The organism is Exiguobacterium sp. s160, assembly GCF_018617575.1.
In the GTDB taxonomy this organism is placed as follows: domain Bacteria; phylum Bacillota; class Bacilli; order Exiguobacteriales; family Exiguobacteriaceae; genus Exiguobacterium; species Exiguobacterium aestuarii_A.
In genome coordinates, this window is the sequence record NZ_JACSKK010000004.1 from 119515 (window position 1) to 137791 (window position 18277).

Annotated in this window: 23 protein-coding genes; 10 read left to right on the plus strand and 13 right to left on the minus strand. The window is 48.7% G+C overall.

The features are described 5' to 3' along the window. Positions 1-80: 80 nt before the first annotated feature. Both KNO86_RS10195 and KNO86_RS10200 read right to left on the minus strand, forming a co-directional pair. A complete protein-coding gene (locus tag KNO86_RS10195) occupies positions 81-872 on the minus strand; it encodes an endonuclease/exonuclease/phosphatase family protein (protein WP_214695856.1) in 792 nt (263 codons plus the stop codon). A 52-nt stretch (positions 873-924) separates the two neighbouring features. Next, on the minus strand, positions 925-2553 hold the full coding sequence (locus KNO86_RS10200; protein ID WP_214695858.1) for a PTS transporter subunit IIBC: 1629 nt from the start codon (positions 2551-2553) through the stop codon (positions 925-927). Positions 2554-2774: 221 nt separating this feature from the next. Between KNO86_RS10200 and KNO86_RS10205 the strand changes: the two genes are divergently transcribed. The 3 genes from KNO86_RS10205 (at position 2775) to KNO86_RS10215 (ending at position 4635) form a co-directional block, all read left to right on the plus strand. Then, on the plus strand, positions 2775-3539 hold the full coding sequence (locus KNO86_RS10205; protein ID WP_214695860.1) for a TrmH family RNA methyltransferase: 765 nt from the start codon (positions 2775-2777) through the stop codon (positions 3537-3539). A gap of 58 nt (positions 3540-3597) precedes the next feature. After that, positions 3598-4056 (plus strand): GNAT family N-acetyltransferase, encoded by a 459-nt coding sequence (locus tag KNO86_RS10210; RefSeq protein WP_251126984.1) that lies wholly within the window; start codon positions 3598-3600, stop codon positions 4054-4056. Between the two features lie 87 nt (positions 4057-4143). After that, entirely contained in the window at positions 4144-4635 is a 492-nt protein-coding gene (locus KNO86_RS10215; protein ID WP_214695864.1) for a hypothetical protein, read from the plus strand. 26 nt (positions 4636-4661) lie between these two features. Here the strand turns inward: KNO86_RS10215 and KNO86_RS10220 are convergent, their stop codons facing one another. Further along, positions 4662-5159, minus strand: a complete 498-nt coding sequence (locus KNO86_RS10220; protein ID WP_214695876.1) for a hypothetical protein — start codon at positions 5157-5159, stop codon at positions 4662-4664. 111 nt (positions 5160-5270) lie between these two features. Between KNO86_RS10220 and KNO86_RS10225 the strand changes: the two genes are divergently transcribed. Beyond that, entirely contained in the window at positions 5271-5927 is a 657-nt protein-coding gene (locus tag KNO86_RS10225) for a TVP38/TMEM64 family protein (RefSeq protein ID WP_214695878.1), read from the plus strand. Positions 5928-5956: 29 nt separating this feature from the next. Here the strand turns inward: KNO86_RS10225 and queF are convergent, their stop codons facing one another. From queF to queC, 4 genes are read right to left on the minus strand one after another with little or no spacing between them, the layout of a single operon-like run. Further along, positions 5957-6445: a preQ(1) synthase gene (gene queF, locus KNO86_RS10230; protein WP_015880473.1), complete on the minus strand. Its 489-nt coding sequence runs from the start codon at positions 6443-6445 to the stop codon at positions 5957-5959. A gap of 11 nt (positions 6446-6456) precedes the next feature. Next, the gene (gene queE / locus KNO86_RS10235) at positions 6457-7167 is read right to left on the minus strand and encodes a 7-carboxy-7-deazaguanine synthase QueE (protein WP_214695880.1); all 711 of its coding nucleotides are present in this window, start codon (positions 7165-7167) and stop codon (positions 6457-6459) included. Then, positions 7149-7607, minus strand: coding sequence for a 6-carboxytetrahydropterin synthase QueD (gene queD / locus KNO86_RS10240; protein WP_015880475.1), 459 nt, complete (start codon positions 7605-7607; stop codon positions 7149-7151). The genes queE and queD overlap by 19 nt, the downstream gene beginning before the upstream one ends. Further along, complete coding sequence (gene queC / locus KNO86_RS10245; protein WP_015880476.1) at positions 7604-8248, minus strand: 7-cyano-7-deazaguanine synthase QueC; 645 nt, start codon at positions 8246-8248, stop codon at positions 7604-7606. The genes queD and queC overlap by 4 nt, the downstream gene beginning before the upstream one ends. Before the next feature lie 217 nt (positions 8249-8465). Between queC and nhaC the strand changes: the two genes are divergently transcribed. From nhaC to KNO86_RS10270, 5 genes are all read left to right on the plus strand, one after another. Further along, positions 8466-9842, plus strand: coding sequence for a Na+/H+ antiporter NhaC (gene nhaC, locus KNO86_RS10250; protein WP_214695882.1), 1377 nt, complete (start codon positions 8466-8468; stop codon positions 9840-9842). Positions 9843-9926: 84 nt separating this feature from the next. Then, complete coding sequence (locus tag KNO86_RS10255; RefSeq protein ID WP_214695884.1) at positions 9927-10511, plus strand: DNA-3-methyladenine glycosylase; 585 nt, start codon at positions 9927-9929, stop codon at positions 10509-10511. A gap of 82 nt (positions 10512-10593) precedes the next feature. Next, positions 10594-11106 (plus strand): type 1 glutamine amidotransferase domain-containing protein, encoded by a 513-nt coding sequence (locus KNO86_RS10260; RefSeq protein ID WP_026824537.1) that lies wholly within the window; start codon positions 10594-10596, stop codon positions 11104-11106. A 150-nt stretch (positions 11107-11256) separates the two neighbouring features. Beyond that, complete coding sequence (locus tag KNO86_RS10265; protein WP_251126985.1) at positions 11257-12342, plus strand: MFS transporter; 1086 nt, start codon at positions 11257-11259, stop codon at positions 12340-12342. A gap of 114 nt (positions 12343-12456) precedes the next feature. Continuing rightward, positions 12457-13290: an undecaprenyl-diphosphate phosphatase gene (locus tag KNO86_RS10270; protein ID WP_214695886.1), complete on the plus strand. Its 834-nt coding sequence runs from the start codon at positions 12457-12459 to the stop codon at positions 13288-13290. A gap of 162 nt (positions 13291-13452) precedes the next feature. Here the strand turns inward: KNO86_RS10270 and bshB2 are convergent, their stop codons facing one another. Genes bshB2 through pdxK form a run of 3 tightly spaced genes read right to left on the minus strand, consistent with a single transcriptional unit; the run spans position 13453 to position 15351 of the window. Then, entirely contained in the window at positions 13453-14103 is a 651-nt protein-coding gene (gene bshB2, locus KNO86_RS10275) for a bacillithiol biosynthesis deacetylase BshB2 (protein WP_074034220.1), read from the minus strand. Further along, positions 14100-14471: a YojF family protein gene (locus KNO86_RS10280; protein ID WP_214695888.1), complete on the minus strand. Its 372-nt coding sequence runs from the start codon at positions 14469-14471 to the stop codon at positions 14100-14102. Before KNO86_RS10280 ends, bshB2 begins: the two co-directional genes overlap by 4 nt. Before the next feature lie 55 nt (positions 14472-14526). After that, positions 14527-15351: a pyridoxine/pyridoxal/pyridoxamine kinase gene (gene pdxK, locus KNO86_RS10285; protein WP_214695896.1), complete on the minus strand. Its 825-nt coding sequence runs from the start codon at positions 15349-15351 to the stop codon at positions 14527-14529. Between the two features lie 186 nt (positions 15352-15537). Here pdxK and cbpA point away from each other — a divergent pair, with 186 nt between their 5' ends. Continuing rightward, positions 15538-16173 carry a cyclic di-AMP binding protein CbpA gene (gene cbpA / locus KNO86_RS10290; protein ID WP_214695898.1) on the plus strand — a complete coding sequence of 212 codons (636 nt, stop codon included), beginning with the start codon at positions 15538-15540 and terminating at the stop codon, positions 16171-16173. A 34-nt stretch (positions 16174-16207) separates the two neighbouring features. On the opposite strand, the gene KNO86_RS10295 is transcribed toward cbpA, so the two are convergent. The 3 genes from KNO86_RS10295 to KNO86_RS10305 form a co-directional block, all read right to left on the minus strand. After that, a complete protein-coding gene (locus tag KNO86_RS10295; protein ID WP_214695900.1) occupies positions 16208-16732 on the minus strand; it encodes a GNAT family N-acetyltransferase in 525 nt (174 codons plus the stop codon). A 57-nt stretch (positions 16733-16789) separates the two neighbouring features. After that, positions 16790-17674 carry a diacylglycerol/lipid kinase family protein gene (locus tag KNO86_RS10300; RefSeq protein ID WP_214695902.1) on the minus strand — a complete coding sequence of 295 codons (885 nt, stop codon included), beginning with the start codon at positions 17672-17674 and terminating at the stop codon, positions 16790-16792. A 131-nt stretch (positions 17675-17805) separates the two neighbouring features. Then, positions 17806-18180 (minus strand): hypothetical protein, encoded by a 375-nt coding sequence (locus KNO86_RS10305; RefSeq protein ID WP_074034233.1) that lies wholly within the window; start codon positions 18178-18180, stop codon positions 17806-17808. Between the last annotated feature and the right edge of the window lie 97 nt (positions 18181-18277).

Here is an 18277-nt window from a genome sequence, read left to right on the forward strand (position 1 = left end):
AGACATCAGTCTTCTATCACGTTACAAGATTTTCTCCAAAAGAAAAACCCTTTTCTCCCAAGTAAGGAGAAAAAGGCGAATTAGCGCCAAAACACAGTGGCTTCAACACCGGCGTGGTCGGAGACAATCGGTCCGTTCTCACCATCAAAGACGACCGCATGGCGAGAAACATGAATCGGTGCATTCGTTAACATCAAATCAATGCGAAGTGATTTTTTATTTTCGTCCCATCCGGCGATTTTTCCTTGTACCGTCGCATCGCCTTCCCGTTCTGTTGCGAGATGGAACAAATCTTGGAGTCCATTCTCCATCAAGTAATCGTATCCTTCTCCTCGAATGAAGGCATCGTTATTGAAGTCGCCAAGTAGAAGGGCATGGTCGTCATGCTCGATGCGACGAATCAGTTCATCGAGTTGGTGTTTCACCGGCTCCTCTTCATCATGCCACCATCCGAGATGACACGAGTAAATAGTCGTTGGAGCATCTGCGCCTGCAATCATGGCTTTGACGATCTTACGAGACTTGTAGTTGTCTGGGTCCGTCGTCTTCGATACAAAGAACGATTCTGTTGATAGGAACGGTGTGCGCGACAGGATGGCGACGCCTTCCTCGTAAATATCGTATCCATAATGGGCAAAGTCCCATGTCATGTGATAGTGGACGTCCAACTCTTTTAAGCGCTCGACGAGGACGTGTGCGAAGTTGTTCTCACGGATGTTTCCGTAGATCAGTGGGGCCTCTTTATGTTGATTGACTTCTTGAAGCGCGATGAGGTCGTACTCTTCACTCGCGATGCGTTCGACGATGGCGTCAATCTTTTCTTGTTGACGGTCTTCTAACCAGGCGTGACAATTGAGCGTTAAAATATTCACGATAGTCCTCCTTTAGAAAAAAGGCCAACTCTTGAGCGAGTTGGCCAGTAGATTATGCACCGATGACGTCTTGAATGTCTGATTTCAATACGTCGGCTTTCGGGCCATAGATGGCTTGGACTCCACGGTCTTTCACGATAAGACCCATGGCGCCATTTTTCTTCCAATCTTGTTCGTCAGAGACGAGTGTGACGTCTTTAACGGTCACACGAAGACGAGTCATACATGCATCGACATCTTCAATGTTTTCTTCCCCACCGAGAAGGGCGATAATCCCCATGACTTGTTCGTTACCTGCCACAGATGACTTCTCTGTCGTCTCTTCCATGTAGTTTCCGTTACGTCCTGGTGTCGGCAAGTTCATCTTCTTGATGAAGAAATTGAACACACCGAAGTTGAGGAAGAAGAATGCTACAGAGACGAGAACGAAGTTGATCAAGTCTTGAAGTAGTCCCGCTTTGACAATCATCGGGATGCGCGTCAAGAGTTCAATCGCACCGAAGGCGTGGATACGTAGGTCGATGATATCTGCCAAGGCGAAGGCAGCACCGGCCATAAGCGCGTAAACCACATAAAGGACTGGCGCAACGAACATGAACATGAACTCGATTGGTTCTGTGACACCTGTCAAGAAGACAGCGAGTCCAGCTGACAAGAACATCGGCTTGTATTGTGCTTTCTTCTCAGCATCGACGTTACGGTACATCGCATATGCGGCACCGATCAAAGCAGCGAATGACAAGATGACTTGACCGACTTTGAAGCGAGCCGGAACGACATCAGCGAGAAGGGCGTTGTATGCAGCTGTATCACCAGCGGCACGTAAGTTGACGAGGTCTGTTACCCATGCCAACCAGAGCGGGTCTTGTCCGGCAACGACTGACCCAGCTGTCGCGCCAGTTAAAATCGTGTACGTTCCACCAAGTTCCGTATAGTTCATTGGAACAGTGAGCATGTGGTGTAAACCGAACGGCAAGAGAAGACGTTCGAGCGCACCATAAATGAACGGAGCGAGGACTGGAGCCGTGTTGCGTGATGTGGCAATCCACTCACCAAAACTGTTGAGCGCACCTTGAATCGTTGGCCATACAATCGATAGAACGATGGCAGCAACGACTGAACCAAGAATGACGACGAACGGTACGAAGCGCTTCCCGTTGAAGAACGAGAGGGCGTTCGGCAATTTGTTGAAGTTGTAGAAACGGTTGTATAGTGCACCACCAAGGAAACCGGCGATGATCCCGACGAACACACCCATGTTGAGGGCAGGTGAGCCGAGTACAGATGTGAAGTAGTCAGCGACGACAAGGTTTGCACCGAAGAGTGACTCGATTGTCGCTTCCGGATCTTGAAGCATGGCACCGTTAACACCGAAGATGGCACCTGTGACACGGTTGATCAAGATGAAGGCGAGAAGTGCTGCGAACGCACCACCTGCACGATCTTTTGCCCACGAACCACCAATCGCGACTGCGAAGAGGATATGTAAGTTGACGATGATGCCCCAACCTAAATCTTCAATGATGCGAGCTGTTGTTAATAAAATACCGACATCTCCGGCTGACATTCCAATCAATTTACCGATGGAAATCATTAAACCGGCAGCTGGCATAACGGCGATGACGACCATCAAGGCCTTACCGAGTTTTTGCCAGAAATCGAATGAGATCAATTGTTTCATGCTATACGCTTCCTTCCTGTGAGGGAGTTTTATCTATTTTTGTGTTTGCCAATAGTGCAATCGCTTGCATAAATGATTGTAATCGATTGCATGAATTCATGCAACCGTTTTCGCTATTTTCATTTGTTTTCATTTTTTGATGGAAAACGACAGATATGAAGTGAACTTGTCAGTCGAATCGAATCTAGCTACAATATGATAGGTTGAAGGGAGCGAGAAAGATGGGTTGGAGACAGACCACATCTGCTTTGACGAAGGACGAGCAGATTGAATTGAAAGAAGAGTTATTGCAGAAGGGTGTATTGCAGGAGGACGATCTTCCTCTCTATGAAATGCTCATGCCAGACCGCATTAAACGGATGTATGAAGTGTTGAATACACGAACGAACCATATCACGATTTTGACGGAAGGTGTGGACGATCCGCATAACCAATCCGCTGTGTTGCGTTCAGCCGATGCGTTCGGGGTACAAACGTTGCATGTCGTCGAAGGGCGGGCAAAGTTCAAACCGAACTCGATTATCGCCAAAAGCGCCGATCGCTGGGTGGACGTCGTGGAGCACGGGTCGATTGAAGAAGCGATTGACGCTTTAAAAGAAAGTGGTTACCAAGTATATGCGACGGCGCTAAGCGAGGAAGCGATTCCGCTCGAAGAAGTGGATGTGTCGAAGCCGACCGTTCTTCTATTCGGGAACGAACATAGTGGCGTCTCGGAGGCAGCGCTCAACAAGGCGGACGGGAACTTTGTCATTCCGATGCAAGGATACGTACAAAGTTTGAACATCTCGGTGGCGGCTGCAATTTCTTTGTATGATGTCACGACACGGTCACGTCATATCGTGACGGATGACTATGAACTGCCTGTTGAAGATCAAGCGCGCATCTTCAAAGACTGGATGGTCAAGAGCTTACCGAAGCGTACGCTCGGACTATATAAACAAAAAGGTGTCACAGCTTTCGAACGGGAGACAGGAAATTCAGAATGAACGGCGAAAAGAACAGACGTACGGAATCTTTGTCCAGAAACTGAAAGGGGATGGCACGATGAGTACGACGAGTTCATTTATCGTAAAAGATGTGACGAACAACTTTAAAGATTTTGAAGAGGACTTCTTCCGGCTGTACCGCACGTTATATGGTGACCTCGATCAGCTACGATTTAAAGAGCGCCTGTATCGACACGCCAATCCGTTAGTGCTCTTAGCATTCTCAGAAGATCAGCTGGTCGGCTTTAAAATCGGTTATGAGGCAGAGCCTTATCGGTTTTATAGCTGGGCGGGCGGCGTACACCCAGACTTTCAAAAGCATGGCATCGGTCGCAAGCTGATGGACACGCAACTTGAGTGGGTCGAAGCGCAAGGATTCCATTCGATTCGGACGAAAGCACGCAATACAAACAAAGGGGTCATCATCTTGAATCTCCTTTGCGGATATGACATCATGGGCGCCTACACCGAAGACGGCGAGCCGCGTATCATGATGGAGAAACAATTGAAAAGTTGAATGGATGCCGCGGTCGAATGATCGCGGTTTTTTGATGAAACCGATTCGATTGAATGAACGTACATAAAGAAAAAGGGGGAATTTGAAATGACAGTGTTTGGATTTGGCGGAGATCCGTTTAGTGACTCCATGGGGGACTCATTCTTTACGGGGGTGTTTGCTGTGTTCCCTATCGTGTTCATGGTTATTTTCGGTCTGATTATTTTTGCGTTCGTTAAAACGATTTTTCATCATTCCAAAACATCGAGCACGTTGAAAGACTTACAACGATTCGCCTCGCAGCTCGCCGATGATCCGGACGATGATACGGCTGAGCGATTGGCAGACTATTTACGGGGTGTCGATTCTTTCTCGATTGAACGGACACGGATGGAACCGTTCCGAGTCGCACTCGGGTGCTATCAATTGGTGATGGAGTCAAGATCCGTTCGCGAGGAGACGAAAGAGCGGCTCGACCGTCAATACAAGCGTCTCGGCATTTTAGACGGGGAAAAATTTGTCGATGAGGCCCCACCACGTCACCGTTCTTCTTCATCGAACCATCATGATATCCACCACAATCACCATGACCATATGTAAAAAAGCGAAGGAACCCCTTCGCTTTTTTACATATATCGTGAAGCATCAAAGTCAATATCGGTCTGGTAGCGGACAACCTGGATGGCACTTTCGATTCGAATGGCTCGTTTCTTAATATCGCGTGCTTTCAAGCGATATAGCTCCGGGTCATATAAGGCGTGTTTGATCACGGAAACCCCGTGCACGTATTCCTTTTTCGGACGTAATGACAATTTCTCATAAAGACGTGCTTGGACACGTAACTGAATGGCGAGTTCGATTGCCTCTACGAGCGGGAGCGGACCGTCATGCGTTTCAACGACGGCTTGGACGTTCGCTTCTTGAATGAGGCGGTCGAGCTGACGTAAGTCCAAACGGATGTGCTCCAGTTCCATCTCGATATCTTGAAGGGAGCGAGACTGAATCGTCGGAATGGAATCATTCACTTCGAGCGAGATGAATGCCACGTGCTCAATCTCTTCGGTCAATGTATCGATTTGCTCATGGAGCAACTGTTTTAATGTTAGGGCATCTGCAAGGTTCATATCGATTTCCTCCTTCTGCTTTCTCTAACCGTACCACATCGAGGTGGCTGAAAAAAGATGGATGACATCTCGGATTGCGGGAATAAAACCAAATAGGAAGGAGGGGGGACGATGAAAAAATGGAAGGTACAGTGGATGATTGCACTCGTCCTACTCCTGTTCGGGACAGCGACGTTCCTCTATCAATGGATTGATGTAAGTCCAGGGGACATCCGGGATTATATCATTCAATTCGGTTGGTTGGCTCCTTTGATTTATATTCTCTTATTCACGGTTCGTCCGCTCATCCTGTTTCCGACGTCCGTCTTATCGGTCGCCGGCGGTTTGGCGTTCGGGATGTTACCGGGTGTCGTCTATACCGTCATCGGGGCGACACTGAGTGCTCTCGTCGCTTATTATGTGGCTATCTATTTCGGCGACCGTTTCTTGCATCACTTTGAATCGAAGAACTATGAAGCCATTCAGCACAAAATCGAAGAGGACGGATTCTTTTATGTACTCATCTTACGTCTCATCCCGCTCGTCAATTTCGATTTGGTCAGTTATGCTTCCGGTTTGGCAAAAGTAAACGTACCAGCGTATCTGTTTGCGACCGTCGTTGGTATGATTCCTGGGGCGTTCGCGAACAATTTTCTCGGAAGCAGCATCGCGAGCGGAGATTGGACGCTAATTGCGTTGGCGTTCGGGATCATGCTCGTATTGACGCTCATCGCGACAGTGTTCCGTGAACCAATCAAGCGACAGATCCATCGCTTTCAAAAAAAGTAGGCGACTCCAATGGAGCGCCTACTTTTTGATTAACGGTTGTCGACCGTCTCTGGATAGAGGTCATGGTTGAACAGACGATGTTCTGCCATTTTCTCATACTTCGTGCCCGGCTTTCCGTAATTGTAGTACGGATCGATCGAGATGCCGCCACGTGGTGTGAATTTGCCCCACACTTCGAGATAGCGTGGCTCCATCAGTTTGACGAGGTCCTTCCCGATGACGTTGATGCAGTTCTCATGGAAGTCACCGTGGTTACGGAAACTGAACAAGTACAACTTCAACGATTTCGACTCAACGAGTTTCTCATCCGGGATATACGAGATGTAGATCGTCGCAAAATCGGGTTGGTTTGTGATTGGGCACAGGGACGTAAATTCCGGCGCGTTGAATTTGACGAAGTAGTCGTTCTCCGGGTGACGGTTCGGGAACGCCTCGAGGACGTCAGGTGTATATTCAAAAATATAAGGGACGCTCTTCTGTCCGAGGAGCGAGAGGTCTTGTAAGTCTTCTGGTCTCATGTTCATTCTCCTTAGACGCCACGTTCGTTGGCGTACAATAATGTGTGTAGTTGTGGCAGGACGCGGACGCTTTGCCATGAAGGGTCGCGTGCGACGTCTTCCCACAATTGTTTTAAACGGCGGAGCTGGGCATCGGTGATATCACCGTCAGCACCTGGCTCTGGGTTACCGGCAGATAAATACATGACGTCCGGTGCATAGCGTTGTTGTACTTCTTTCGCGTAAGCGAGGTCCACTTCATCAAAGACAGCGACTTTGAATGTCGTCTGCTCCGGGCGCAGCCGTTCGACGATGGCGTCGAGTTGTTCCCAGTTTGTCTTCATGCCAGATGAAGGAGGCTTCGGGCTGAGGGTCACGTCATCGATCTGTGTGAGCCACTCTTGATAGCGGCTACCTTGCGTCTCGACGGCGAGTGTGACGCCACGCTCTTTCAATTTCACGACGAGGTTCTCCATGGCCGCGATGAGGAGCGGGTTTCCACCCGATATGGTGACGTAATCGTACGCACCGAGTGCGTCAAGGCGATCGGTGACCTCGTCCGCCGTCAGCATGTCCGGTTTTTCTGAACCGTCCCATGTGAATGCTGAATCGCACCACGAACAGCGATAATCGCAACCGGCGGTCCGGACGAACATCGTCTTCTGTCCAATGGCACGCCCTTCTCCTTGGAAGGTAGGTCCGAACACTTCTAGAACAGGGATTTTCACGATTCCACCAACCATTCACGGCGGAACTCTGCGTATGACGTCGGCGTTTCGTATAGGCGCACGAATTCAACGCGGACGTCGCGTTCATTTGGCAGGTGTGTCGCCAGTTGTTCAAAAATCCAATAGCACATGTTTTCTGCAGTTGTATTCATATAAGGGAGTGACTCGTTCAAATAGCGATGGTCGAGATATGGCTCAAGCTCTTCTTTGAAGATTTTTTTCAAGTCACCAAAGTCGAGCGTCATCCCGCGATTATCGAGAAAACCGCTGACACCCATCTGGAGCTTATACGTGTGACCATGAAGGGCACGACATTTGCCATCATAATCAAATAAGTGGTGTGCCGCGTCGAACGTCACTTCTTTGACGATTTGAACACGATGCGGGCAGTAGATGAGCGACCCTTCTTGTTTCGATTCGACACTGGTCGGGGCAAGGAATGGAGCATGTTTCATACGCGCACCTCCTCGTAAGCTGTGAGTCCGTTTTGGCGAAGCTTACACGCCGGACATTCTCCACAACCTGAACCGATGACACCGTTGTAACAAGTGAGCGTACGTTCTTTGACGTAGTCGAAGGCACCGAGCTCGTCCGCGAGTGCCCACGTCTCTTTTTTATCGAGCCACATGAGCGGAGTGTCGATGACGAATGGATAATCCATCGCTAAATTAAGTGTCACGTTGAGTGATTTAATGAATTGGTCTCGGCAATCCGGGTAACCTGAAAAGTCCGTTTCACATACACCGGTCACGATGTGATGCATACCGAGTTGTTTGGCCATGACAGCCGCAAATGATAAGAATAGATGGTTGCGTCCATCGACGAACGTGTTTGGGACGTCCGCATTGTCGATGTCAAGATCGTGTCTCGTGAGCGCATTTGATGTGAGTTGTCCGAGTAGGGACAAGTCGAGGATGTGGTGTGGGACATCGAGTTCTGCCGCGATTTCTTTTGCGACCTCGATTTCCGCATCGTGGCGTTGACCATATGCGAACGTCACCGCCTCCACATGGGAGAATTGTTGTTTTGCCCAAAATAGGCAAGTGGTTGAATCTTGGCCACCACTGAAGACGACCAATGCTTTTTCGTGTTGCATGAAGCACACTTCCTTTTCGCTAGTTTTGATGTCGGAGGAGGTTACGAACTCCGGAGGTCACCCTCAAGCATATAATTTATCATAAAAAGACGTTTGACAGGGAGAAAGGAAGCGAGTATAGTAAAAAACATCACTGACGTGCTTTTGTGCATAAAAGCGTTTAAGCGGTTAGGCGAAATAATAAATAATCATGATATAACGAAAGGAGGGGACGTCGATGCAGATGAAAGGAAAAGAAGCTGTATTCGTCGTGTTGATGAGCGGGATCACCTTGCTCGCACTGATGTTTTTGGCCAAAGCGACGCCACATATGGCGATTTTTGGCACAATGGTAATAGTAGGTGGATACGCGTATTATCGTTCACGCGACTTCAAACAGATTGAAACGGCGATGATCAACGGGATTCGTGAAGCGATCATGCCGGTGTTGATTTTGTTGTTGATCGGGATGCTCATCGGAGTATGGCAAATGTCCGGGACGGTCGCGACGATCCTCTCCATCGGTTTAAATACAATTTCCGCTGAATGGTTCTTACCGAGTGTCTTATTGATTACGATGATCGTATCGACATTCACAGGAAGTGCGTTTACAACAGTCGGAACGGTCGGTGTCGCCTTGTTCGGAATCGGGACGGCGCTAGGGATCTCGCCAGCTCTCGCTGCAGGTGCCATCGTATCGGGTGCGCTCTTCGGAGACAAGATGAGCCCATTGTCGGATACGACAAACTTTGCGCCGGCAGTGGCGGGTGTCAAACTATTCGACCACATTCGCTTCATGATGGGGACAACGATCCCAGCGTTTATCATCACACTGATTTTATTCACGTTCCTCGGACGTAGCGGTCAAAGCGCTGACACGACACAAATCGCGGAAGCACAAGCTGCGCTCAGCGGACGTTTCGACCTCTCATGGCTCACGTTAATTGCCCCTGTGCTCGTCGCAGTGCTTGCGTTCCGCCGCATGCCGGTCTTGCCGACGATGCTCGTTGGGATGTTCGCAGGTGTATTGACGGCAGGTTTTGTTCAAGGCAACTGGAGCATCTCGAACTGGCTCGGTGTCATGCAGTCTGGATTCAAGTCAGGTGTGGAGAATGAGACGATTGCGACGGTACTCGATCGTGGTGGTCTTGAATCGATGCTTTGGTCGGTCAGCCTCGTCTTGATCGCCCTTGCGTTCGGAGGGTTGTTACGTGAACTCGGTGTGTTCCAAGCGATCGTTGAATCGTTGCTCGAGCGTTTGAAGTCACCAGGAAGTTCCGTTCTATCAGTCGTCCTCAGCTCAATCGGGGTTAACTTGCTCGCAGGGGAACAGTACTTGTCGATTCTCTTGCCAGGACAGGCGTTCAAACAAGGGTTCATCGATCGCGGGATCGACCCACGCTACTTGTCACGGGCACTTGAGGATGGCGGGACTGTGATCAACCCGCTCATTCCATGGGGTGTCTCCGGTGCATTCTTCGCAGCGACACTCGGTGTACCTGTATTGGAATACGCACCATTTGCGTTCTTCCTCTGGCTTAGCCCGGTCTTCTCCATCATCTTGGGATACGTCCGATTGGGGAAGCAACGTGAATCACTTAAAATCGCATCATAATGTCAAGGTGTCCTGCTATGCAGGGCATCTTTTTTGTGTGCAGCATATGACTTTTGAGAAAATAGGAAAAACGGAGGTGGAACGATGAAGCGACTCGATTTGGCATTTTATGAACAACCAACACTCGATTTGGCACGTGCCTTACTCGGGCAATATTTGGTGCGGCGACATCCGGAAGGTGACATCATCGCGAAGATTGTTGAGACAGAAGCTTACCTCGGTGCCATCGACCGAGCGGCACATAGTTTCGGTGGGCGTCGAACGAAACGGACGGAAGTCATGTTCGGGCAACCTGGTCATGTGTACACGTATCAAATGCATACGCATACGCTCTTGAACGTGGTCAGTGGTCCGGTTGGTACACCGGAAGCCGTGTTGATTCGAGCCGTCGAACCGATTCAAGGACATGAATGGATTGCTTCGAACCGTCCTGGGGTGAAACGATATGACCAGACGAACGGACCGGGGAAGTTGACGAAAGCACTCGGGATCACGATGGACTTATATGGTCACTCGTTCCAACAAGACCCGCTCTATCTTGCTGAAGGTGAGACGGGAATAGTGATTGAGGCGGGTCCACGCATCGGCATTCCGAACACGGGCGAGGCGCGTGACTACCCATATCGCTTCTTTGAACGCGACAATCCGTATGTCTCGAAGTTCCGTTGAATGCATGCAATGATGTTTAAGTGATTCATGCCAGTGGAACAGTCCCTATGTGCATAAAACAAACAGAAGGAGTGTTTAGAACATGGCAAAAGTAGCAACGCTCATTACAGATATGTTTGAAGATGTAGAATTCACGGGTCCCCGTGACGCATTGGTGGATGCGGGACATGACGTCGTGACGATCGAGAAGAAAGCAGGCAACACGGTAGAAGGAAAGCAAGGAGAGGCGAAAGTGAACATCGATCAATCGATTGACGATGTATCGCCAGAAGATTTTGACGCCCTTCTCTTACCAGGCGGATTCTCTCCTGACTTGTTGCGTGAGGACGAGCGTTTCGTCTCGTTCGCGAAAGCTTTCATGGATGCGAAAAAACCTGTCTTTGCCATCTGTCACGGACCACAGCTGTTGATTACGGCGAAGACGTTAGAAGGTCGTGACGCGACCGGCTACAAATCGATTAAAGTCGACATGGAGTATGCCGGTGCCAAATATGCGGATAAAGAAGTTGTCGTCTGTCAGAATCAGCTTGTGACGAGCCGTCAGCCGGATGACATTCCGGCGTTCAATCGCGAGATTCTCAACTTATTGAAATAACACGTCAACCACGAGAGGAATCTCGTGGTTTTTTTGTGTTTTCGGGAATAGACAAGTAAGGAGGAGATTCAAATGAGAAAACGAGCACGTTCACCTAGTTAAGTTCGTCGAAACGTTGTCCGATTAGGATGGATTCGTTGGTTTGAAGGCTTGATTCCCGCATACGTGATTGAACGGCTGTTCTGGGAGTCACGGGGCATCTCCATTCAGGAAGTCGTTTATTTAGAGATGGTATATGCGCTCATCATCGTTCTGTTCGAAGTACCGACTGGTGTATGGGCGGACCATACGGCACGGCGTCGACTTGTCCAAATCGGTGTCGCGTTAGAATGGCTGTCGTTTATCGTCATTTTGTATTCGTTCACGTTCACGGGTTTCTTTGTCGCAATCAGCTGTTCGGCCGTTGGGTCGGTCATTCGAAGTGGGGCAGAGAATGCGCTGCTATACGAGTCCTTACAGGAAAGTCACGAAGCGTCGTCATTCGAACGAGTTCTTGGGAAGCTGAACGCGATTGGGATTGTGGCTGCTGTGGTGGCAGCATTGAGTGGTAGTATGTTGGCTCAGTACCTTCCTTTGGAGTGGAACTATGGAATCTCGATTTTGAGTTTGATGATGGCGACACTATGTAGCGTATTTCTCGTTGAACCGACTCATCGAGAGCGGGAGGAACGTTTGACGTGGCGCCATTTGTTCAAAGGATTTCAATTCATTTGGTCAAACCGACAACTTCGTTATGTCACAATCGGTTTTTTGGCAGCGGTATCCGCTTTTAACTTCATCGATGAATTTTGGCAACTGTACGCTCGCGATGTGTCCGTTCCGATCTATTGGTTCGGTGTCATTTCAAGTGGGTTGCTATTGATCCAGTTACCTGGACAACTATTCGCAGGAACCATCGTGCGTGTTGCGCCTTCGGAACGTTGGTTGAAGCGATTCGGTTGGATGATGGGTGGCGGGTTTCTCTTTATCGGCTTATTTCCGAGTCCAATCGGAATTGGTGTCATGGGATTGTTGGCACTTCTATATGGGGCGATGGAGCCGCTCTATTATGGACTTTTGCATCATCAAGTTCCTTCATCCATTCGAGCGACGACGGAATCATCTGTCTCGATGCTGTGGCATCTTGGCATTCTCGGGTTAGGGGTTGTCTTTATCATAGGGACGACAACGTCGCTATTTTTGGCGTTTTCAATGATTGGACTTGTTGTGTGGGTCGTTCATGCGACTGCACGATAATTCTTGCAGGCATGGGCCATAAGCCATGCCTGTTTTTACGTCTTAAGACGGACGCAAGATGGTGAGGAGAAGTGTATGATGAGAACAATCTAAAGGAATTACAGGAGAAACATCGTGGAATGGTATGAGTTATTCGTAGGTTTTTTATTAGGAGTCGTTGAGGGGCTGACTGAATTCGCTCCGGTCTCGTCGACAGGTCATATGATTCTCGTGGACGGGCTTTGGTTGAACTCGAGTCAGTTTTTAGGTCAGGAAGTGGCGAACACCTTTAAAATCGTCATTCAATTAGGTTCGATTTTAGCGGTTGTTGTCGTCTTTCGAGACCGATTCAAAGCGTTGCTGAATCCGAAGGCGCTATTCACAATAAGGCAAAACGAGACAGTACGCCAATTCAATCTGATACATATTTTGATTGGACTGCTTCCGGCCGGTGTCCTCGGTATATTGTTCGAGGACTACATCGATACACACCTCTTCTCGGTCAAGACGGTGTTGATTGGGTTAGTCATTGGGGCTTTCTTTATGATTGCCGCAGATTTATCAGGTGTGAAACGACAAACGACTGCAACGCTCGATGACATCACGTATAAGCAAGCGCTCGGCGTCGGACTAATTCAATGTTTCTCGCTATGGCCAGGATTCTCACGGTCGGGTTCGACGATTTCAGGTGGCGTCCTCATTGGGATGAGTCATCGGGCAGCGGCGGATTTTACGTTCATCATGGCGGTACCCATTATGTTCGGAGCGAGTGCGTTATCGCTTTATAGCAAATGGACGTACTTTACGCTCGATACATTGCCGGTGTTTATCGTCGGGTTCATCAGTGCGTTTCTGTTCGCGCTTATTTCGATTAAGTTCTTTTTGAAGTTGATCAACAAAGTGAAATTGATGCCGTTCGCGGTCTATCGAATCGTATTGGCCATCGTGATTTACGTTCTTTATTTCTAAAAAAAACACGTGCGAACGGCACGTGTTTGAAACCAATGAATGGAATTGTTCGTATAGTCTAGAAGAGGTGAAAACATGGGACAAATCGTCGTAGTATTCGGAACGTTAATCGGTCTTGGGACCGTCGGGGCATTGCTTTATATGACCCGTCTAGCCTATGAATCATGAGAACGGATAATGATAGAAGCGCTCACGTTGGAGTAACTCCATGACGTGGGCGTTTTCTGCGTTGTCAATCGCGCGAAGTAGACCTTCCGTCTGAGAACGATGAGCAAAGAGAGAGTCTTTTTTCTGCTCGCTCTCTTCCGTCACATCGACGATCACGTGAGGTTGTCCGAGTTCTTCTTCTGTGCGGCGATCGAAGGCGACACCTAAAAACTCAGGGCGTGACTCTCCCATCTCCTGAAGTGCTCGTACGACAGCACGAGCTGTCGCTTCATGGTCCGGGTGGACGGCATATCCTGGATAGAACGAGATGACCGTTTCCGGCTTCACTTCGTCAATCAAGGCGCGGAAGCGACCAGCGAGCTCTGCCTCGTCCTCAAATTCAACCGTTTTATCACGAAGTCCCCACATGCGCAGGTCCTCGATGCCCATCATCCGACAAGCTTCTTCAAGTTCATGCTTTCGAATTTTAGGGAGCTCCTCACGCGTCGTAAAGATTGGGGAACCCATGTTGCGTCCCATCTCGCCGAGTGTTAAGCAGACATACGTGACCGGGAGTCCTTTTTGACGATGTTGGATGATTGTTCCGGCCGAGCTGAACGCCTCATCGTCCGGGTGTGGGAAAATGACGAGTAATGGTCCATTCATTGGTTCTCCACCTCCGATGCTCCTTGAGGGAGCGGTTTGATATCGATATGCAGCGCACACGCCAGTCGACCGAGACGATCGTGACCAGCGAGTAGTAACTGTTCGCCGTGCACCTCATAGTCGGTCAATCCTTCAACATAGAGCCAGCCGTGATCGAGCTTTAAGCCGACACGATAAGGTCCGTTACCTTTGATTTGACCGATGCTATATTCGATTTTGGCATTACGGATAAACATTCCGGCGTTATGGAAGTCCGGGTCGTTATGTGTCGCATAGGCACCATTTGTCGTCTCGACATGCACGAAAAGTGGCGTTGCGACGTGATTGTCTAAATATTGCTGAATGTGATCAGGTTGAATCGCTTTCACGTCTGTCCCTCCAATGGAAAGGATGACCCGAAACGTCGCGTTTCGGGTCATCTGTTTACGATTGTGTTGCTACTTTTTTACGGTATCCCGTATGGTTCGTCGGTCCGACGTATTGGTTGAGACGGAATGAGTGACGAACTGCTTCAGTGATAAATTCTTTTCCGATTTCAATCGCTTCTTCGACTGTATGGCCGTTTGCGAGAGAAGCCGCGATGGCAGAAGAGAACGTGCATCCACCGCCGTGTGTGAACGCAGGCTCGATTTTTTCACTTTCAAGTAGACGGAATTCGTTTCCGTCATACAAGACGTCGAATGCTGTATCGAAACCAAGTTTGCCACCGACTTTGACGATGACGATTTCAGCGCCAAGCTCATGGATGAGGAGAGCCGCTTCTTTGATTTCGTCCATCGTCGATGGTGTTTTATCGAGGCCAGCGAGCATACGCGCCTCGAATAAGTTTGGTGTGATGATTTTTGCGACTGGTACGAGGTGTTGACGCATCGCGACCGCAACGTTCGGGTCAAGGATCTCATCCGCACCTTTACATGCCATGACCGGGTCAACGACGGCATTCTCGATTCCGTATTCTTTAATCTTACGTGCTGCGAGTTCGATGATTTCAGGTGTCGGGAGCATCCCCGTCTTCACTGCATCGACTCCAATCCCAGCGAGCACTGTATCGATTTGTTTCTCAATCAATGTCGTGTCGATTGGAAAGACTTCGTGGTTCCATGCGTTGTGTGGATCTTGTGCCACAATGACAGTCAAAGCTGTCATACCGTACACACCGAGTTCTTCCATCGTTTTGAGGTCGGCTTGGATACCCGCGCCGCCGCTCGTATCAGAACCGGCAATCGTCAATGCTTTTTTCATCGTCATAATCGTCCATCCCCTTTGTCTGTTTGGATAGTTTCACTATAACGACTTTTTCGTATTCCGACAAATGCAAGGATTACAAGAAGTGTTCATAACTTTTCAGAAAAAGTATGCAGGATGTTCATCATATTTGGGGAATAATAATGAATAGGGTGTAGACCACTTTATTATTGGCTGGGAGGAAAACGCATGTTAGTGCATAGCTTATGTATCCCGAAGAAAGATGTTGTCACAATCAGTGAAAAGGCAACATTGCGGGAAGCGCTTCATACGCTTGAAGAAACAGGATATCGTTGTGTGCCTGTTTTAGACGAGACGGGGAAATTTTTCCGCGGTAACATTTATAAAATGCATATTTATCGTCATGGAATGAACGGGGAAAACATGGACGATAATGTGATGACGCTCATTAAAAATACGCAAAAATACGTTCATGAATCAGACGGATTCTTCGAAGTCTTTTTCTCGATTAAAGAATTGCCATACATTGCCGTATTGAAAGATGAAAGCAATGAGTTTTATGGTATTCTTCCACACGGGAAGATGCTTGGGATGCTCGAAGAGGCATGGAGTCGTGACACAGGTAGTTACGTCTTGACGATTGCCTTGAGCGAACAGGCAGGAGCGCTCGAGAAGATTACAAAAATCGTGAACAAGTATACGTCAATCGCAAGCTTGATGACGCTTGATGCAAAAAGTAAGGTGTTGCGTCGCGTACTCGTGACGTTACCACCGGATTGCGAAGAAGACATGAAGAACAAAGTTGTTGCCAAGCTTGAACAAAAAGGCTTCCGAATCGTCGAAGTCGAGAACTTGAACAACTAAGTCAAAGCCCTTTCACGTGACGTGAAAGGGCTTTTTAGTTGAGTCGTTTTTCCATTCGGATATCGGACCAAAATTGACCGTCCCAGTAAGTGAAGTGCTCGATTCGTCCGATTTCTTGGTAACCGAGTTTCGAATAGAGACGATGGGCCGCGTGATTGAAGGCGAACACGCCGAGCTCCATGCGAGGCGTCCCCTGCGCCCGCAGTTTCTCCTCCAGCAAACGAAGGGACTCCGTGCCCACGCCTTTGCCGCGTCCTACGGATTCCCCGATGACAAACCCGAGCCACGCCGTACCAGGTTCTTGACGGTACAGATGAGGGGGGTCATACATGACGTTCATTTCACCGACGAGATGGTCGTCTGCATAAATGAGAAAAATATCATGTGTCAGAAGACGATCCTCTAAATCTTCGACCGTCATCTCATAATGAGCGGTCAATTCTTCTTCAGACCGACTCGGACGAATCAAATGCACGATTTGTTGGTCATTATTCCAGCGATTGAATGTCTCGACGATTTCGTCGGATGCTGTTGTAAGTTGAATAAGCGAGATGTTCATAGGTCATTCTCCTTTCTCGCTTGTTAACATTCGGTTTCGTTCATAAAAATCCTTCTCTTAGACGGGCTTCAATACGTTCAAATGACTCGGTAAAATTTCAAATGTAAATGGCAACGTTCCACCAGTGTCACCGTCTGCATTTACAGGAAGAGATTCAGGCGAGTGGACGCTCACCCGTGTCGTACAGAATGACGTGACACTGTCCGTTTCCTTTAATTTTCCTGTGAATAGGGCAGGCGTTAATTGAAGTGCGTCTTTTAGACCGAGTTCTTCAAAAATATAGACGTGCAACAGACCATCGTTCAGTCGTGCGTCCGGTTCGAAATTCTCAAATCCTCCGACCGAGTTCGTCAAAGCGATGACGACGAGATAAGCTTCGCCATCAAATTGACCGTCCTCACTTTCAATCGACAACGCATAAGGACTATGTTCACGGAACGCCTTCACGCCTTCAATTAGATAGGCGAACGGCCCCCACTTTGTCTTTTCTTCCACACTCACTTCATCGACCGCCTCGGCAATGAGACCAATGGCAATGACGTTCATAAAATAGCCGTTCTCATATTTTCCGATATCCATCGGTGTCGGTTCAGCGTTACGAAGAGCTTCAATCGCTTTTTTTGGATCATTTGGTACACCAAGTGCGCGGGCAAGGTCATTGACCGTACCGAGCGGGATGATTCCAAAGTCGGGACGATGAGGCGCTTCCGCAAGTCCGGTGACCGCTTCGTTCAACGTCCCGTCCCCACCCATCGCAATGACGGCCTTATATTGTTTTTCTGCTGCTTCTCGTGCAAAGTTCGTCGCATCCTGTTCTTTCTCGGTGAAGCGGACATCGACGTGTCCATACCGTTCACGCAACACTTCCTCGGCATGTGTCGCGTGTTGTTCCCCCAATTCTTTTCCTGAGGATGGATTGACGATTAACATGACTGTGTCCATTCCAACATATCTCCTTTTCGGTTCGAATACTGTCCTTTATTCCCGTCTGCGAAATCGGTTACTCCTAAAAAATCCCCATGACCGTCAGCACTTTCGGCTGATCTTCATGGGGATTGGAACATGTCATTCGTTTAATAATGACGGAATGCGGACATATCTAAATGACTCGCTTCAGACTCATCCACTGCGAGTTCGATACGCAGATGTTCATGAAACGGAGAAACGAGGGCGCCCATGCAGGCGACCGGTTCATGGTCTGGGACCGGTGATTTACGTTTCGTTTTGACGAATAAATAATCCGATCGCTTCAACGTCAACAAGAAACGTTCCACGGCGTGCGGTTCACGGGTCACGTTTGGCCAAGGTAAATGATTGAATAATAAAAAGACCGCGCCTTCCTTTTCGAGCGCATAGTCCGGTGCGATGCCTTCCCGATTCAACAAATCGATGACAGCATGCAAAAACTCCCGTTTAATCGTCAATGAAATTTCGTAATACTCACGCATACGGTCCACCCTTTCTTAAAATCACAATACTACCATTCTAAACGTTTCCGACATACGCGACAATGAAGAAGTTCCTTGACGAAGTATTTTTCCCGGC

Excerpts from the sequence above, each read along its gene's own strand:
- KNO86_RS10200 (WP_214695858.1), bottom strand. The coding sequence starts at position 2,553 with ATGAAACAATTGATCTCATTCGATTTCTGGCAAAAACTCGGTAAGGCC.
- KNO86_RS10205 (WP_214695860.1), top strand. The coding sequence starts at position 2,775 with ATGGGTTGGAGACAGACCACATCTGCTTTGACGAAGGACGAGCAGATT.
- KNO86_RS10210 (WP_251126984.1), top strand. The coding sequence starts at position 3,598 with ATGAGTACGACGAGTTCATTTATCGTAAAAGATGTGACGAACAACTTT.
- KNO86_RS10215 (WP_214695864.1), top strand. The coding sequence starts at position 4,144 with ATGACAGTGTTTGGATTTGGCGGAGATCCGTTTAGTGACTCCATGGGG.
- KNO86_RS10220 (WP_214695876.1), bottom strand. The coding sequence starts at position 5,159 with ATGAACCTTGCAGATGCCCTAACATTAAAACAGTTGCTCCATGAGCAA.
- KNO86_RS10225 (WP_214695878.1), top strand. The coding sequence starts at position 5,271 with ATGAAAAAATGGAAGGTACAGTGGATGATTGCACTCGTCCTACTCCTG.
- queF (WP_015880473.1), bottom strand. The coding sequence starts at position 6,445 with ATGAGACCAGAAGACTTACAAGACCTCTCGCTCCTCGGACAGAAGAGC.
- queE (WP_214695880.1), bottom strand. The coding sequence starts at position 7,167 with ATGGTTGGTGGAATCGTGAAAATCCCTGTTCTAGAAGTGTTCGGACCT.
- queD (WP_015880475.1), bottom strand. The coding sequence starts at position 7,607 with ATGAAACATGCTCCATTCCTTGCCCCGACCAGTGTCGAATCGAAACAA.
- queC (WP_015880476.1), bottom strand. The coding sequence starts at position 8,248 with ATGCAACACGAAAAAGCATTGGTCGTCTTCAGTGGTGGCCAAGATTCA.
- nhaC (WP_214695882.1), top strand. The coding sequence starts at position 8,466 with ATGCAGATGAAAGGAAAAGAAGCTGTATTCGTCGTGTTGATGAGCGGG.
- KNO86_RS10255 (WP_214695884.1), top strand. The coding sequence starts at position 9,927 with ATGAAGCGACTCGATTTGGCATTTTATGAACAACCAACACTCGATTTG.
- KNO86_RS10260 (WP_026824537.1), top strand. The coding sequence starts at position 10,594 with ATGGCAAAAGTAGCAACGCTCATTACAGATATGTTTGAAGATGTAGAA.
- bshB2 (WP_074034220.1), bottom strand. The coding sequence starts at position 14,103 with ATGAATGGACCATTACTCGTCATTTTCCCACACCCGGACGATGAGGCG.
- pdxK (WP_214695896.1), bottom strand. The coding sequence starts at position 15,351 with ATGACGATGAAAAAAGCATTGACGATTGCCGGTTCTGATACGAGCGGC.
- cbpA (WP_214695898.1), top strand. The coding sequence starts at position 15,538 with ATGTTAGTGCATAGCTTATGTATCCCGAAGAAAGATGTTGTCACAATC.
- KNO86_RS10295 (WP_214695900.1), bottom strand. The coding sequence starts at position 16,732 with ATGAACATCTCGCTTATTCAACTTACAACAGCATCCGACGAAATCGTC.
- KNO86_RS10300 (WP_214695902.1), bottom strand. The coding sequence starts at position 17,674 with ATGGACACAGTCATGTTAATCGTCAATCCATCCTCAGGAAAAGAATTG.
- KNO86_RS10305 (WP_074034233.1), bottom strand. The coding sequence starts at position 18,180 with ATGCGTGAGTATTACGAAATTTCATTGACGATTAAACGGGAGTTTTTG.